This is a genomic window from uncultured Litoreibacter sp. (assembly GCF_947501785.1).
Classification (GTDB): Bacteria; Pseudomonadota; Alphaproteobacteria; order Rhodobacterales; family Rhodobacteraceae; genus Litoreibacter.
The window spans coordinates 742,100-757,432 of record NZ_CANMXB010000001.1; the positions used below are offsets into that span (position 1 = coordinate 742,100).

The 15,333-nt window shown below is 62.2% G+C and carries 16 protein-coding genes; 4 read left to right on the top strand and 12 right to left on the bottom strand.

The window, feature by feature from the left end; genetic code table 11:
- Positions 1–11: 11 nt before the first annotated feature.
- The 4 genes from Q0899_RS03740 to Q0899_RS03755 are packed head-to-tail and all read right to left on the bottom strand — an operon-like array spanning position 12 to position 3,806.
- A complete protein-coding gene (locus Q0899_RS03740) occupies positions 12–1,196 on the bottom strand; it encodes a multidrug effflux MFS transporter (protein ID WP_298357816.1) in 1,185 nt (394 codons plus the stop codon).
- Positions 1,193–1,666, bottom strand: a complete 474-nt coding sequence (locus Q0899_RS03745) for a metal-dependent hydrolase (RefSeq protein WP_299191127.1) — start codon at positions 1,664–1,666, stop codon at positions 1,193–1,195. Before Q0899_RS03745 ends, Q0899_RS03740 begins: the two co-directional genes overlap by 4 nt.
- Positions 1,667–1,672: 6 nt before the next feature.
- Entirely contained in the window at positions 1,673–2,326 is a 654-nt protein-coding gene (locus Q0899_RS03750; RefSeq protein WP_299191128.1) for a DsbA family oxidoreductase, read from the bottom strand.
- 1 nt (position 2,327) lies between these two features.
- Positions 2,328–3,806 carry a class I adenylate-forming enzyme family protein gene (locus Q0899_RS03755; protein ID WP_299191129.1) on the bottom strand — a complete coding sequence of 493 codons (1,479 nt, stop codon included), beginning with the start codon at positions 3,804–3,806 and terminating at the stop codon, positions 2,328–2,330.
- Positions 3,807–3,871: 65 nt separating this feature from the next.
- On the opposite strand from Q0899_RS03755, the gene Q0899_RS03760 reads away from it, so the two are divergent.
- Complete coding sequence (locus Q0899_RS03760) at positions 3,872–4,492, top strand: XRE family transcriptional regulator (protein WP_298357802.1); 621 nt, start codon at positions 3,872–3,874, stop codon at positions 4,490–4,492.
- Here Q0899_RS03760 and Q0899_RS03765 read toward each other — a convergent pair.
- The 5 genes from Q0899_RS03765 to Q0899_RS03785 all read right to left on the bottom strand — a co-directional run bounded on the left by Q0899_RS03765 (position 4,489) and on the right by Q0899_RS03785 (position 8,286).
- Positions 4,489–5,151, bottom strand: a complete 663-nt coding sequence (locus tag Q0899_RS03765; RefSeq protein ID WP_298357799.1) for an MIP/aquaporin family protein — start codon at positions 5,149–5,151, stop codon at positions 4,489–4,491. The two genes, Q0899_RS03760 and Q0899_RS03765, sit on opposite strands and share 4 nt — an antisense overlap.
- Complete coding sequence (locus Q0899_RS03770; protein ID WP_298357796.1) at positions 5,148–5,603, bottom strand: arsenate reductase ArsC; 456 nt, start codon at positions 5,601–5,603, stop codon at positions 5,148–5,150. Before Q0899_RS03770 ends, Q0899_RS03765 begins: the two co-directional genes overlap by 4 nt.
- 144 nt (positions 5,604–5,747) lie before the next feature.
- Complete coding sequence (locus tag Q0899_RS03775; protein WP_298291456.1) at positions 5,748–6,035, bottom strand: hypothetical protein; 288 nt, start codon at positions 6,033–6,035, stop codon at positions 5,748–5,750.
- A 260-nt stretch (positions 6,036–6,295) separates the two neighbouring features.
- Positions 6,296–7,333, bottom strand: coding sequence for a patatin-like phospholipase family protein (locus Q0899_RS03780; protein WP_298291453.1), 1,038 nt, complete (start codon positions 7,331–7,333; stop codon positions 6,296–6,298).
- Between the two features lie 179 nt (positions 7,334–7,512).
- Positions 7,513–8,286: a 3-hydroxybutyrate dehydrogenase gene (locus Q0899_RS03785; RefSeq protein ID WP_298291451.1), complete on the bottom strand. Its 774-nt coding sequence runs from the start codon at positions 8,284–8,286 to the stop codon at positions 7,513–7,515.
- A gap of 299 nt (positions 8,287–8,585) precedes the next feature.
- Between Q0899_RS03785 and Q0899_RS03790 the strand changes: the two genes are divergently transcribed.
- The 3 genes from Q0899_RS03790 (at position 8,586) to Q0899_RS03805 (ending at position 12,717) form a co-directional block, all read left to right on the top strand.
- Positions 8,586–10,397: an extracellular solute-binding protein gene (locus Q0899_RS03790; protein ID WP_298291448.1), complete on the top strand. Its 1,812-nt coding sequence runs from the start codon at positions 8,586–8,588 to the stop codon at positions 10,395–10,397.
- A 227-nt stretch (positions 10,398–10,624) separates the two neighbouring features.
- Positions 10,625–11,083, top strand: a complete 459-nt coding sequence (locus tag Q0899_RS03800) for a thiol-disulfide oxidoreductase DCC family protein (RefSeq protein ID WP_299191130.1) — start codon at positions 10,625–10,627, stop codon at positions 11,081–11,083.
- Positions 11,080–12,717 carry an SDR family oxidoreductase gene (locus Q0899_RS03805; protein WP_299191131.1) on the top strand — a complete coding sequence of 546 codons (1,638 nt, stop codon included), beginning with the start codon at positions 11,080–11,082 and terminating at the stop codon, positions 12,715–12,717. The genes Q0899_RS03800 and Q0899_RS03805 overlap by 4 nt, the downstream gene beginning before the upstream one ends.
- Here Q0899_RS03805 and Q0899_RS03810 read toward each other — a convergent pair.
- The 3 genes from Q0899_RS03810 to Q0899_RS03820 form a co-directional block, all read right to left on the bottom strand.
- Positions 12,698–13,417 carry a DUF502 domain-containing protein gene (locus Q0899_RS03810; RefSeq protein ID WP_298291434.1) on the bottom strand — a complete coding sequence of 240 codons (720 nt, stop codon included), beginning with the start codon at positions 13,415–13,417 and terminating at the stop codon, positions 12,698–12,700. The genes Q0899_RS03805 and Q0899_RS03810 overlap by 20 nt on opposite strands.
- A gap of 100 nt (positions 13,418–13,517) precedes the next feature.
- A complete protein-coding gene (locus tag Q0899_RS03815) occupies positions 13,518–14,435 on the bottom strand; it encodes a pseudouridine-5'-phosphate glycosidase (protein ID WP_299191132.1) in 918 nt (305 codons plus the stop codon).
- Positions 14,432–15,310, bottom strand: coding sequence for a PfkB family carbohydrate kinase (locus Q0899_RS03820; protein ID WP_299191133.1), 879 nt, complete (start codon positions 15,308–15,310; stop codon positions 14,432–14,434). Before Q0899_RS03820 ends, Q0899_RS03815 begins: the two co-directional genes overlap by 4 nt.
- Positions 15,311–15,333 lie beyond the last annotated feature (23 nt).

A 15,333-nucleotide genomic window follows, 5' to 3' on the forward strand; every position in this document is an offset into this window, starting at 1 on the left:
TTGTGTGCGCCTTAGCGCAGGCCCTTGCGGATCAGGCCGAAGCCTGCGAGCGACAGCACCATGATGCCGCCCGCAAGCGGCACCAACGTGCCGTCGAACATCAACCCCAACGGGATGGCCAGGGCCACGCCCAGCACCGTCGCAACCGCCCCGATGACGGAAGAGGCCAGTCCGGCGATATGGCCCACCGGTTCCATCGCCAAGGCGTTGAGATTGCCGATGACCAACCCGGCCATGAAGAAAATCGACACGTTCCAAATCAGGAACACGGCGAACGGCACGCCGTTGGTCGTGGCGAGGATCAACACAATTGCCGACAGGATGGCTTGACCGCCCATGCCGATCTCGATCATGCGGCGCATGCCGATGGCCATGACCACGCGGGCGTTGATGATGCTGGCCACGCCACCCAGCAACGCCACCAAGGCGAACCATTCGGGGAAGGTCTCGCCCCGGCCGTAAATTTCGTCAAAGATCTGCTGCACTGAGCTGAGGTCGCCAAACAAGATGCCATAGGTCATCACCTGCGCCGCCGTTGACAGGGTGAAGGCCCTGTTCGAGAAACACTCCTTCGTGGCGGCCCAAAGGGAGGCGGGCCGGAAGTCTCGGCGGCGCTCATGGGGCAATGTCTCGGGTTGGCGCAGGCCCATCCACCCCGTGACGATCAAGCAGAACAGGATGAAGGCCACAAACACCGCGCGCCAGCCATATGCGTCGATGATCAACGCGCCCATATAGGGGGCGGCTGCGGGAACCAGCGTGAAGATCAGCATGGCGTAGGACATGATCTGCGCCATGCGGCGCCCCTCATAGAGGTCACGCACAATGGCCAGCGTGACAATGCGCGGGCCGGAGACGCCCAGCCCCTGCAAGATGCGCGCGGCAATCATCTGATCCATGGTCTGCGCATTGGCCGCCAGGCCCGCGCCCAACACGAACAGACCGGCGCCCGCAAGAATAACGGGCTTGCGCCCAAAAGTGTCGGAGAGCGGGCCGGCAAACAGCGTGCCAACCCCCATGCCCAGCACGAAGGAGGTCAGCACCAGCTGTGCGCGGTTGCGGTCCTCGGGGCTGATTTCCGCCGCGATCTCGGGCAGGGCGGGCAACATGCCGTCGACCGAGAAGGCCACCATCGCAAAATTCATCGCGACCAACGCGATGAACTCGGGCAATGGCAGGCGCTTGTCATCCGTCATGCGCGGCGCCTCTTTAGATACATGATGGCCGCGGCCAGCCAAATGGCGATTTCCAACGCGAAGCTCCAATGCGCCATGAAGGACAGCACAAAATGGGAATGGGTGGGCTGCACGGTCGCAAACTGGAAGAACTGGTCAGAGACCGGCCAAAGCCACATGATCGACCCGACGATGCTGTCGAGGCAAAGATGCATGAACCACGCGCCCATGAACCAGAACACGGCTGGTTTCAGCGGGTAAGGCAGGCGCAGGGCAAGGGGGGTGATGACCGCCAGAGCCATCAGCCAGAACCCCGGCGCATGCACCCAGTAGCGGTGATGATGAAACGCCCGGTCATCGACGAGATAGAAGAACAGCAGGTCGATATCGGGAAACACCGCGCCAAGGATGCAGGCCCAGAAGATCAGCGGCGCGGCAGGGCGCGGCGCGTGGGCCAGGATGTAGCCGGAAGGCAGATGCGCAGTGATCACAAGGCGTTACGCGTCAGGGGCAGGCTGATTGCGCAGCTCGTCCAGCACCCGCTCCCACAAATCAGCAGGTTGTGCGCCAGGCAGGACGTGCAGGTTGGCCACCACGAATGTGGGCACGCCGGTGACCCCGTGATTGCGCGCATGGGCGTCGCGTTCCGCAATGTCCTGCCGGTCGCTGTCTGAGGCCAGCAGGCGTTCAACCATGTCGCGGTTCATCTCGGCGGAGACGGCAATCTCCGCCAACACGGCGTGGTCGCCAATGTCGCGGCCTTCCACGAAATAGGCCTTGAACAGTTTGGACACGATTGCGGTTTGACGCCCCTCCAGCCCGGCCCAGTGGATCAGCCGGTGGGCGTCGATGGTGTTGGGCGTGGTCTTGATCGCTTCGAAATTGATCTCGAGACCTGCCGCCTCAGCCGCCTCGGCGATGCGGCCATAGACCGTCACGGCGTTGTCCTTGCCGCCGAACTTGGTTTCCAGATATTCGCGCCGGTCCATGCCGCCCGCGGGCATGTCAGGGTTCAGCTGGAACGGGTGCCATTCGATGCGAAACGGGTGATCCGCGTTCTTTTCCAGCGCTCGGTCCAGCCCCGCCTTGCCGATATAGCACCACGGGCAAATAGGGTCGGAGATGATGTCGAGTTGGATCGTCGCGCTCATGTCAGGGGGCCTCGTATGCGGCGCGTAATGCGCGCCTGTTCAATTTGCCGTTTGGTCCATATGGAAGCGCCTCGCGCCGGATGTAAAGACGCGGCCGCTTGTAGGGGGTGAGGTTTTGCTCCGCATGGGCGCGCATGGCCTGTTCGTCTGCTGCGCCCGCAACATAAAGCGCGATCACGAAGGCATGGGCTTTGACCTCAACCTGCACGGCGGCGCAGGCAGTCACGCCGCTCAGGGCGTTGAAACAGGCCTCCACCTCCAATGGGGAGACGCGGTAGCCGCCGGCATTCATCATGTCATCCCCGCGCCCCAGATAGGTGACGGTGCCGTCCTCAGTCATCTGCGCCATGTCGCCGGTGGCAAACCACGCGCCTTGCACGGGTGCGTCGCCCAGATAGCCGATCATCAGGCCGGGGTCGGAGGTGGCAACCGCCAGCTCGCCCGGCGTGTTTGGCGCCACGGGCGCGCCGTGCTCGATCACTGCGACGCGCCGCCCCGCCTGCGGCCTGCCTGATGTGTCGGGCGGCGCGGGATGCGCGGGCGAGGACGAGATGAAGGTTGAACATTCAGACATGCCCATCGCCTGATGCAGCCCGGTCCCGGTGCGCGCGGTCCAGTCCTGGCGGATGGCCTCGGCCAGATGTTCGCCCGCTGACAGCCCGTGGCGCAAGCGCGGCATCGGCGGCAGTTCAGATTGCAACATCTTGCGGTAAACCCCTGGCGCGGCTGCGAAAATGCTGATGTCATGTGCCTTGATACAGGTCGGAAGCTGGTCCGGCGTCATGCCGTCGCCTGCAATCAACGCCGTCGCGCCGACGCTCCACGGGTCCATCAGGCCTGTGCCAAGGGTGAAGGTCCAGTTGAAGGCTCCGGCATGCATGACGCGGTCTGCCTCCGTCAGCCCGTACCAGCCCTGATGCATCATCCGCCGCGCCCAGATGGCACGATGCGCATGGCACACGCCCCGCGGGGTGCCTGAGGTGCCAGAGGTGAACACGATATAGGCCAGCCGGTTCGGGTCGCCTATCACCGGCGCGATTGGGGCGGCGCTGGGCAGCCGATCCAAGGCATCCAACGCGCCATTGGGCAACGAGGCCTGCCCATCATGCAAGATCAGTGCTGGGCCGGTCTGCCGCGCGACCTCCGTGATCTCCGGCACGCTCAACGCGGCGGAGGCGGGGACCGGCACAAACCCGCCCCAGATGCAGGCCAAATAGGCGATTGGAAAATCCGGCGTGTTGCCCAGCCGGAACAACACCCGGTCGCCTTGCGCCAGGCCTTGGGCCGCCAAACCGCCGGCAACCTCCGTCACCCGGGCCTTCAGTGCCGCAAAGCTGAGGGTGGTTACGCCGCCGTCAGGGCTTGCCACCAAAAGCGCGAGCTTAGCCGCCAACCGGTCCGCATGGGCCAGCACATATGCCGCCATGTTGAACGGGTCGGGGCAGGGCTCTGGCGGGCCTTGGTCGAATACGGAACTCATGCCCTGTCGCTACGTCGCAGGCCGCGCCATTGCAAGCCGGGCCTTAGCCGCGCTATGCAACACCCATGTCTTTAGAGAAGCTACAATCGCTCACAGTGGCGCATGGGGATGGGTCGGAAACCCGTGTCGAGCCTTTGAACCTCGGCCGCCGGGTGCGCGAGCTGCGCAAGGAGCGCGACTGGACCCTGGAACGCGCCGCGAAAGAGGCGGGGCTGGCACGCTCCACCTTGTCGAAGATCGAAAATGACCAGATGTCACCCACATTCGAGCTGATGAAGAAGCTGGCCTTGGGGCTTGGCATCGACATGCCGCAGCTGTTCACGCCGCCCAAGAAGGACCAAGTGTCAGGCCGCATGGATGTGACCAAGGCGGGCGAGGGCAAGACGCTGGTCACCACCACCTACGAGCATGAATTGCTGGCCTCGGGCCTGACGAAAAAGGCGATGCTGCCCTACCGCGCCGCCGTCAGGGCGCGCAGCTTCGAAGAGTTTGACGGCTGGGTGCGCCATGATGGCGAGGAATTCCTGTATGTGCTGACCGGATCGGTCAGGCTCTTCAGCGAATTTTACGAACCCGCCGAGATGAGCCGGGGCGACAGCGCCTATTACGACGCGTCCATGGGGCACAACCTGATCTCAACCAGCGCCGAGGATGCCACGGTTCTTTGGGTCACGTCGCTGAACTAGTCATCTGCCTTGGCAAACAGCCAGCCCAGCACAGCCGTTCCGGCAATAGCGGCCACCACCTGCATCACGATGAACATCGGCATATGCGCTGGATTGATGCCCGCGAACGTGTCGGTGAAGGACCGCGCGATGGTCACCGCCGGATTGGCAAAGCTGGTCGACGAGGTGAACCAATAGGCCCCGGTGATATAAAGCGCCACCAGCGTCGGCACCGCCTCAGCCCGGGCTTTCAGACCGCCGAAGATCACAAACAGCAAGCCGAAGGTGGCGATCAGCTCTGACAGGTATTGCGCGGGGCCGGTGCGGGCTTTGGTGGACAGCTGAAAAAGGTCCAGCTCGAACATGAAGTGTGTTAGCCAAACCCCTATAACTCCGCCAAAAATCTGCACCAGAATGTAGACCAAAGCTGTCGACGTCCCGATCTCTCCCCGCAGCCAGAAGGCCAGGGTGACCGCCGGGTTGAAATGCGCGCCTGAGACGGGGCCAAGCACTGTGATCAGCGCGTAAAGAATGCAGCCCGTCGCGATCGCATTGGCCAGCAGCGCAACAGCCACATTTCCGCCCGCCAAAGCCTCCCCCATAATGCCGGAGCCCACGACGCCGATCAGAAGGAACGCGGTGCCCAGAGCCTCCGCCACATATGCGCGCGCTGTGTTCATGCCAATTGTCCAATACGGGCCAGGGCTTCGGGCGTTCGCGCCTCTGGCGCGAGGGCTGCAAATGCATCCGCCCGGCGGCGCAGGATCTGAAACGCCTCTTCAAAGGCCCGTTCTTGCGCTGCGGGGGCGGCAGCAGCGGGATCCTCGACCCCCCAATGCGCCCGCAACGGAGCCCCCGGCCATACGGGGCACACTTCATTGGCCGCATTGCCGCAGACTGTGATCACCAAATCCATGATAGGGGCGTCAGGCGCCGCGAACACGTCCCATGATTTTGATGCTGGCTCATCCAGCGAGATGCCGTGGCGCTTTAGGGTCGGCAGCGCCCAGGGATGCACCTGGCCCGCAGGTTTTGACCCAGCGGAAAAAGATTGGAACCCGTGATGGTCCAACAGCCCCTCCAACAGGATAGAGCGGGCCGAGTTGCCGGTGCATAAAACGAGAATATTCATTGCGCATTCCCCATCAGCGCGGTGTTTAGGGGGACTGCGTAACAGGTTTATGTCAGGCCTGTCTTTCAAAAACGATTGAGGCCCTTCGCGATGAAACGAAGGGCCTCTGTCAGCAACCTTGAGGGAGAAGGTTGTCGTTGGGGATTAGTTCTCGGCAGGCGAGTCGTTGGTCAGCGCGAACATCGCCTGGATGGCCGATACGTCAACGTTGCGAGCGCGGTCGAAGTTCACGATGTTCTCGGCAGGTGAGTCGTTTACCAGCGCCAGGATCTGGGCCGCGCCAACCGGGTTGCCAGTCGATGTTTCGCCCACGATGCGCTCAGCGGCGGAGTCGTTGGTCAGTGCGAAGAAGGCCTGTGCGTCGGACACGTCAGCGAAAGCTGGTGCGGACAGGGACAGGGCGAGCGCGGCAGTTGCGATGATGGTTTTCATGTTTTTTCTCCAGTGTGTGTTGCCCGGTGAGGGCGATATGTGTTCGGCGGTGTTGCCGTTTGATGGGACCAATATGGGACATGGCGGCCCTCACTGGAATTCACTCGAGCGTGAGAATGCGCCACGATTGGTGCGCATGCGCACAGATTGGGTTTGATGCGGAAGACACCGTAACGGCCGCGTGAGAACCGGCTCACAAACCGTGAGGCGTGTGAAATTTTCGGGCATTCGGCCTTCGGGGCAGCCGACTCACAACCGGCTCAGGAGAACATGGACCGCAGATCAACGCTGGATGTGCTGTTCAAATCGGACCAGTGATCCTGCAGGAACCGGTCGGCGGCGGCGCGACCAGCATCTTTCAACTCGCCCAGCACATAAGGCGTCGGCACCATCTTGGTGGCCACTGATAGCTGGGTCATCAACGCATCGTCGGAAATCATGTGAACCAGCACGTCTTCCATCGTGCCGCGCGTCACTTTGCCCTCGGCGATCAGGTCTCGCACGAATTGAATGGCGCGCAGTTCGCGAAACAGCGAGCCGTTGAAGCTGATCTCGTTGATCCGGTTCTGAATGTCCTGCGGCGTTTTGGGGATGTCCTCGCGGTGCAGCGGGTTGATGTTGACGATGACAATGTCCTGCGTGTCATTGGGAAAGAGCGGAAACAGCGCCGGGTTGCCCATGTAGCCGCCATCCCAATAGGCCTCGACCCGGTCGGTCTTGGGGTCGAAAATCTCAACCGCCTTGAACAGGGTCGGCAAGCAGCCAGACGCAAGGATCGCGTCCGTGGTGATCGCCTCGCCGTCAAAAATCCGGATCTTGCCGCTGCGCACATTGGTGGCACAGATGAACAGCTCTGGCCCCTCATCGGCGCAGACCCGGTCGTAAGAGAAGTCTTTGACGATCTTTTCCAGCGGATGTGGCGACAGGGCCGCGAACTGATAGGGCGAGGAGAGACGCGACATCATGTCGACCGCCATGAAGGCCGGGGACAGCTGCATGGCGTTGCTGATCAGTTGCGGGGTGACACCGGTCATCCAGGCGGGCAGGGCGGTGTGATCAACTGCCCCGATCTCATGCCACAGCCAGCTGAGCTTGTCCTTGGCGCCTTGACGGCCGCCACCCACGAGCCCCGATTTCAAGGCCGCGCCGTTCAACGCGCCGGCCGAGGTGCCCGAGATGCCTGCGATTTCCAGCCGCTCTTCTTCCAGCAAGCGATCCAGCACGCCCCACGTATAGGCCCCATGCGCGCCGCCGCCTTGCAAGGCGAGGTTGATTGATTTGGTCGCCTTCGAGGCCATGAGGTCTTCACTTTCGATTAAGGTTAACGCGCGCGGGCGATAAACACCGTAAATAGGGCTTCGTTTTGGCGAAAATACTCAAATGCGACGGACAGAATGAATACGCCCAGATGTTCGGAGGCGCGGGGCCGCAGGTTTTTGCAAAACCCGCATTCCCCCGCCCGTTGAGGCGCTGCGCGTCACAAGGCCGTCCAACCGCCATCCACTGAAATCGTCGTGCCGGTGATTTGCGCGGCTGCGTCAGAACACAGAAACTCGGCAACGCCGCCAAGTTGCTCCGTAGTCGCAAATTCTTTCGAGGGCTGGCGCTCCAGAATGACCTTCTGGGTCACTTCCTCCTCGGTCATGTCGTATTTTTTGGCCGTGTCGGGAATCTGCGATTCCACGAGCGGCGTCAAAACATAGCCCGGGCAGATTGCATTCGCGGTGATCGGTTCGCGCGCGGTTTCCAGTGCCACCACTTTGGTCATGCCCACAACGCCGTGCTTGGCCGAGACATAAGCGGATTTATAGGGCGACGCGGTTAAACCGTGGGCCGACGAGATGTTGATGACCCGTCCCCAACCGGCCTTGCGCATCAGCGGCAAGGCCGCAGCCGTGGTGTGAAAGACCGAAGACAGCATGATCGCAATGATCATGTCCCATTTCTCCACCGGAAACTCGTCAATCGGGGCGACATGCTGGATGCCCGCGTTGTTGACCAGAATGTCGACCTGTCCGGCCTGCTCAATGAGCGCGCGCGCCTGATCGCCCTTCGACAGATCGGCCTGAATGTAGCGTGCGTCCGTGCCGGTCTCTTTGCCGATTTCGGCCGCGAGGGCGTGATCGGCCTCCGCGTCTGTGTAGGAATTCAGAACAACATTCGCGCCGGCCTTCGCCAATTCGCGCGCAATGCCCAGCCCGATGCCGGAGTTAGAGCCGGTGACGACAGCGGTTTTGCCTTTGATCGACATAAGAGGGGATCCTTTTCAAATCACATGTTGCGCGCAGCATATATGCTGCACCTGCGAAATAAACCCGAAGCTTTCACACGGAATGGTGAAGGCACGCCTCCGCTTGGCCAAAAAAAAACACCAGCCGAAGCTGGTGTTAAGTTATTGAGGCAGGTTTCATACAGGCAAGAAACCTATCGAGCAGTAACACCTTTATAAGCAATGACTTGCTGTGCGCCAAGCTAAAAGTTTGAAAAGGCTCAAACTCCGCTTTACGGTCAGCATCAATAATAATAGGGGCGCGAGGGAGAGTTGCCAAAATGAGATCAGTGTTTTTCCGAGGCTGCGCGGCCGTTGCCGTTGCGTCAACGGTCCTGATAGGTGGAATCGCCAATGCAGAGCCGAAACATGGCATAGCTATGTATGGCGAGCCTGCATTACCACCAGACTTTGTGTCCTTGCCATATGTCAACGCAGACGCGCCGTTTGGCGGCAAAGTGTCGGCAGGTGAGGTTGGCAGCTTCGATTCTCTCAACCCCCACATCCAAAAGGGCCGGGTGCCGTGGCAGCTGCGCTTCCTCGCATATGAAAGCCTGATGGGCCGGTCGCTGGACGAGCCGTTCACGCTCTATGGGGTATTGGCCGAATCGATTGATGTCTCGGACGCCGGCGATTCTGTAGAATTCGTGATCCGGGAGGAGGCGCGATTCTCAGACGGCAGCCCCGTCACAGTCGAAGACGTGATCTGGTCTTACGAGACATTGGGCACAAAAGGCCATGGCCGTTATCGCGGCAGCTGGGCCAAAGTCGCTTCCGCCGAGAAGACCGGCGAGCGGTCGGTGAAGTTCACTTTCAACGTCGAGGACCGCGAATTGGCGCTGATCATGGGGATGCGCCCGATCCTGAAAAAGGCCCAATGGGACGGCAAGGACTTTGAGGAAAGCGGGCTGGACGACATCCCCATCACCTCCGCCCCCTATATGATCGACGACTTTGAGGCGGGGCGGTTCGTGTCGCTGAAGCGCAACCCGGATTATTGGGGCCAGGACATCCCGTTCCGCCGCGGCACCAACGTCATTGACGAGGTGCGCATGGAATTCTTCGCCGACAGCACCGCCATGTTCGAGGCGTTCAAAGCAGGCGCGCTGACCTCGCACCGCGAAACCAACGCCGCCAAGTGGGAGCAGCAATTTGGCTTCCCGCGCGTGACCAATGGCGACGTGAAAAAGGCCGAGATCCCGCATAAGCGCCCCTCGGGCATCACCGGCTTTGCGATGAACACCCGCAAGGACATCTTCAAGGACTGGCGGGTGCGCGAGGCGATGATCCAGGCATTCAACTTCGAGTTCATCAACGAGAAGCTGAACGGCGGCAACCAGCCGCGCATCACGTCGTATTTCTCCAACTCGGTGCTGGGCATGGATCATGACCCCGCCCAAGGCAAAGTGCTGGAGCTGCTGGAGGCCCACAAAGCCACGCTGCTACCCGGCACCATCGAGGGCTACAGCCTTCCGGTCTCCAACGGGTCGGAACGCAACCGCGCGGGCATCGTCAAGGCGCAGGACCTGCTGGCCGAGGCCGGATGGGAGATCAAGGACGGCGTCATGACCTCTGCCGAGGGAAAGCCCCTGAATTTCTCTATCCTTGTGCAATCGGGCAGCTCTGAGGTTCTGTCGATCCTCAACATCTACACCCAGGCGCTGGAACGCATCGGGGTATTCGCCAAGGTCGACACGATTGACGGGGCACAATATCGCGAACGGATCGACGGGTTTGACTTCGACATGACCTACACCACCCGCGGCCTGTCGCTCAGCCCGGGCAACGAGCAATTGGCCTATTGGGGCACCGAGGCCGCGAAGACGAACGGTTCGCGCAACATTGCCGGTATCAACATGCCTGCGATTGACGCCATGGTGCAGCAGATGCTGACTGTCGAAAGCCGGGAGGACTACCTGGCCGCCGTCAAGGCGCTGGACCGCATTCTGATGGCGGGGCGATACGTTGTGCCGCTCTGGTACTCGCCGGTTTCGCGCTTGGCGCATGCCAAAGAGTTGAAACGGCCTGACTACACCCCCGCCTATGGCGACTGGCCCGGCTACCTGCCGGACGTCTGGTGGGTAGAGCAATAAAGATGCCCCGCAAAGAGGGCTGAACCCAAAAGGAAGAGCAGAGATGTGGAAACTGGCAATTGCGCTGCTGGCGCTGGGTACTCTTGTGGCCTGCAACACCGTCGAAGGCGTGGCCGAAGACGTCAAACAGACTAGCAAGGCGGTGCGGCGCGCCATCTAGCTGCGACAATCGGGCTCTGGGGGAAAGGGCGTAAAGGGCTTACATCTCGCTTGGAGAAGGAAGTCCTATGCGCGTGCTCAACACCCCGTACTCTTGGCGCGACGACCCGGCGGTGCCGGCATTTGCGGATTCTGGCCCGGTGACCGTGATGGACGCCAAATGCGGGCTCTGCGCCCGTGGCGCGCGATGGATTGCGCGCAATGACCACGCGTCCGAGTTTCGGATCATTCCTTTGCAATCTGTCCTGGGGTCCGCACTGATGCGCCATTTCGGGATGACGCCGGACGACCCGCTGTCGTGGCTCTATCTGGAGGACGGGTTGGGCTACAGCTCGCTCGATGCCACCATGAAAGTCGGCGCACGTCTGGGCGGTGTCTGGCGCGGGCTTGGAATCTTGCGGATCATTCCGGCCCCGCTGCGCGATTTGGCCTACGGCGTGGTGGCGCGCAATCGGTATAAGGTGATGGGCCGCGCTGATCTATGTGCCATGCCGGACCCGGATGTACAGGCGAGGCTGATGCAATGAAAGTCTTGGTCCTTGGCGGCTACGGCGTGTTCGGCGGACGGCTGGCGCGGCTGTTGCTGGAGGATGGGGTAGACGTTGTGGTGGCCGGGCGGTCTGCGGCCAAGGCCCGGGCCTTTTGCGACGAATTTGGCGGCGCGGCTTTGGCGTTGGACAAGAACGACCGCGATGCGGTGAGCGCGGCGCTAAGAGGAACCGACGTTCTGGTCGACGCCATTGGCCCGTTTCAGGGCTATGACGGCTATCCGTTAGCCGTGGCCGCAATCGCGGCGGGATGTCATTATCTGGACCTGTCGGACGACGCGGGTTTCACCGCCGGAATTTCTGCGCTCGATGCCTCCGCCAAGGCGGAGGGGGTGGCGGTGTTGTCCGGTGTTTCATCGGTGCCCGCGCTGTCCAGCGCCGCTGTGGAGGCCTTGAAGACCGACCTGTCAGAGATCACCCTCATGGACACCGCAATCCTGCCCGGCAACCGCGCCCCGCGCGGCTGGTCGGTGATGGAGGCGATCTTGTCCCAAGTTGGCCGCCCGCTGGCGCAATGGCGTGGTGGGGCTTGGGTGGACACGCCCGCATGGGGCGGCGTCGTGCGGCGCGCGTTGCCGAAAGGGCTTCGCCGATCTGCCTCGCCCATCGGGGCGCCGGATTTGGTGTTGTTCCCTGAGGCGTACCAAGCGCGCTCGGTCCTGTTTCGGGCCGGGCTGGAGCTGGGGGTGATGCATCACGGGCTACGGGTGTTCGGCTGGTTGCATCGCAAGGGATTGCTGCCCCGGTTGGACAAGCTGACATGGCCGATGCTGCAGGCTGCGCGGATGCTGTCGCCGTTTGGATCGGATCAAGGCGGGATGAGCGTGGTGGTTGCGGGCCGCGCCGCGGAGGGTGCTGCGCAGACCCGTGGCTGGCGGCTGCATATGGACGAGGGGCAGGGACCTTTTGTCCCGGCCGTTCCCGCGCTGCTGATGGTGCGCCGGTTTGCCCAAGGTCGTGCGACCCCCGGCGCAGGCCCTGCGTTGGGGTGTTTCGATCTGGCAGAGGCGGAAGAGGTTCTGTTCGGGATCAGCGGCAGTTTCGACCGCGACTGCCCCGACATGACACCGCTTTTTGAAAAGGCAATCGGGCGTGAAGCGTGGGATACGATGCCGACAAGCTACCGCACGGGCCATGATCTGTGGGACCGGCATGTGATGCGCGGAACCTCCAAAGTGACACGCGGCAAGGGGGCTTTGGCGCGGTTCATTGCTGCGCTGTTTCGGTTCCCGCCGGAACGCGACGACACGCCCCTGACCGTGACAATGGAACGGATCGGCGAGACAGAGAAATGGACCCGGAATTTTGACGGGCAGCGTTTCTTTTCGGTGCTGAGCTATGCTGGCCCCGGACGGGTCCGGGAACGCTTTGGGCCATTTGAATTTGAGATGGACCTGCCGGTGAATGATGGCCGGATGGAGATGAACGTGATGCGCGGCTGGGTCATGGGCCTGCCGATGCCCGCGTGGGCTCTGCCGAAATCAGAAACGGCGGAGTTTGATCAGAACGGTGTGTTCCGGTTCGACGTGAAGATTAGCGCGCCCGTGACGGGGATGATCGTGCATTACCAGGGCCAGCTGCGGCGCGAGGACCTTATTCCGCCGCCAGCTTAGGCGGCTCGGACGGGTCCTTGCCGTTGGGGTAGACCAGCCCGGCGGAGATCACCAATTTGGCGGCGTCCTCGACGCTCATGTCCAATTCGATGATGTCGGATTTTGGCACGAACAGCAGAAATCCCGATGTAGGGTTCGGCGTGGTTGGCAGAAAGACTGAAACCTTCTGTTCCTCCACCGGGATGCCCGACGCGATTTCGCCTTTGGCCGTGGTTGACACGAAGGCAATCGCCCAGATGCCGCGCCGCGGGTATTCCACAAGGCAGGCCTTGTCGAATGACGTGTCGCGTTGCGAGAACACGGTTTCGGCGATTTGTTTCACGCCGGAATAGACCGAGCGGACAACCGGCATGCGGTTGACCAACCCTTCACCCCAGCGCAGCAGTGACCGGCCCAGAAAGCCTTTGGTCACCCAGCCCACCAGCACGGTGAACAGCAGAAAGATCACCACGCCGATGCCGCGCACGTTCACGTTGATGCGTTCTTCGGGGTAGCCCATCGCCCAGTTCAGCAATTCCTCGGGCTGATAGGCGTTCGGGATGAACGGCCAGACCCAGCTGTCGATCCAACCCACCACGGTCCAGATCAGCCACAGGGTCAGCCCAATGGGTGCCACCACGATAAGCCCGGCCAGAAAATTGCCACGCAGCCGGGAAATGCTACCGGGGCGCCGGATGCGCGGGTTTTGGTCTTCGGACATGGGGCAGGCTACTTTTAAAAGGGGCGATCCACCAAGTTAACGTAAGGAGTGTCCGCGCGCTGCACAAGCGGGGTTCCGCGCAACTGTGTGTTTCAGGATGTTACGACGATGATTTGCCCAATGCGCAGGCGATTTGTGCCGCCAGCCGGGCGTTGTTGCGCACCAAGGCGATGTTGGTGGCCAGAGACCGGCCCTCTGTCAGCTCAAAAATGCGTTTCAGCAGGAATGGGGTTACCGCCTTGGCGGTGATGTTTTGCGCCTCTGCCTCTGACAGGGCCTGCGTGATGATTGGTTCAATGTCGTCCTGCGGGATATGATCTTCATGCGGCACCGGGTTGGCGATGAGTTGGCCGCCCGGCACGCCCAACGCCGCGCGTATATGGTGCGACGCGGCGATCTGGTCTGGCGTATCAAGGCGTTGCGGCGCGGCAATGTCGGAGGCCGACGACCAGAACGCAGGCAGGCTGTCCTGGCCGTAAGCGATCACCGGCACGCCGAGCGTTTCGAGCGTCTCCAGCGTTTTGGGAATGTCGAGGATGGCTTTCGCCCCGGCGGCCACAACAGTGACGGGGGTTTGGGCCAGCTCCTGCAGGTCGGCGGAGATGTCAAAGCTCTGCTCCGCTCCGCGATGCACGCCGCCGATGCCGCCCGTCGCGAAGACGTCAATGCCTGCCAGATGTGCAGCGATCATGGTCGCGGCGACGGTCGTGGCACCAGTACCGCCTTGGGCCAGGCAGATCGCCATATCGGCGCGGCTGAGCTTGGCGGCATCATGTCGTTGCGCGAGCGCGATCAACTGCGCGTCCTCAAGGCCGATATGAAGCGTACCATCTAACACAGCGATGGTGGCAGGTGTCGCGCCTTCTTCGCGGATGATCTGTTCCACGCCGCGCGCCATTTCAACGTTCTGCGGATGCGGCATGCCGTGGGTGATGATGGTGCTTTCAAGCGCTACAATCGGGCGGCCTGCGGCATGGGCGGCGGCGACCTCGGCGGAGCGGATCATATCAAGGCTCATTGGTAGCTTTCCCCGGAGATATAGGTGGCGGCGGCTTCCAGCGCGCGTTTCAACGCGGCTTGCCCGTCCGCGCCTTGCGCCTCAGACGCGATATGGGCGGCCATGAACGTGTCGCCCGCGCCGGTGACGCGGGTGACCAGAACTTCGGGCGGGGTCAGGGTGATGACCCCGGCCTTGGTGGCTACGGTGGCGGGGTTGGGTCCGTCTGTGACGACGGCGCGGTACAGGCCGTGATCCGTCAGGGCCGACGCGGCCTCGGCGCTGTTGTCTATGGTGCGGTGCAGCAGCAGGTTGGCCTCTTCAAGGTTGACGTAGATCGTGGCCTTGGGGTGCGACAGGTAGGGGATGAGCCGTTCCGCCTTGCCGGGGGAGGCGGGGGCTACGCGCAGGTCGGTCTGCTCAAATTCGGGGGCATGGGCGATCTGTTCCAGCAGCGCGACGGTCAGGTTCCCGTCCAGCGCCACCAAACCGTCCCAGCCTTTCAGCGCGGCGCCAAGTGGCCGCAGGATCTTGTCGCCCGCAGCTTCCAGCGAATGCGCGTCGGCCACGGCGGCAATCAGGCCGTTGCCACCTTCAACCGCCATGTAGCGATCAGTGGGCAGGTCCTCGGAGCGGTAGACATGGCCCGCGTCAATGCCCAGCCGGGTGCAGGCGCGGATCAGCTCCGCGCCCTCATCATCCTGCCCGATGGCGGTCAGGATGGCGGGGGACATGCCATAGGCCTTCAGGGCCATGGCGATGTTCATTGCGACCCCGCCGGGCAGCCGCGTGATGCGGCCCGGCACGTCGGAGCCCACGCGCATATGCGCGGTCGCGCGGCCAATGATGTCCCACAGCACCGCGCCGATACATAAGATGTCAGGTTGTTTGCTCATGCGCCCTTATTGGCGAGGCCCGC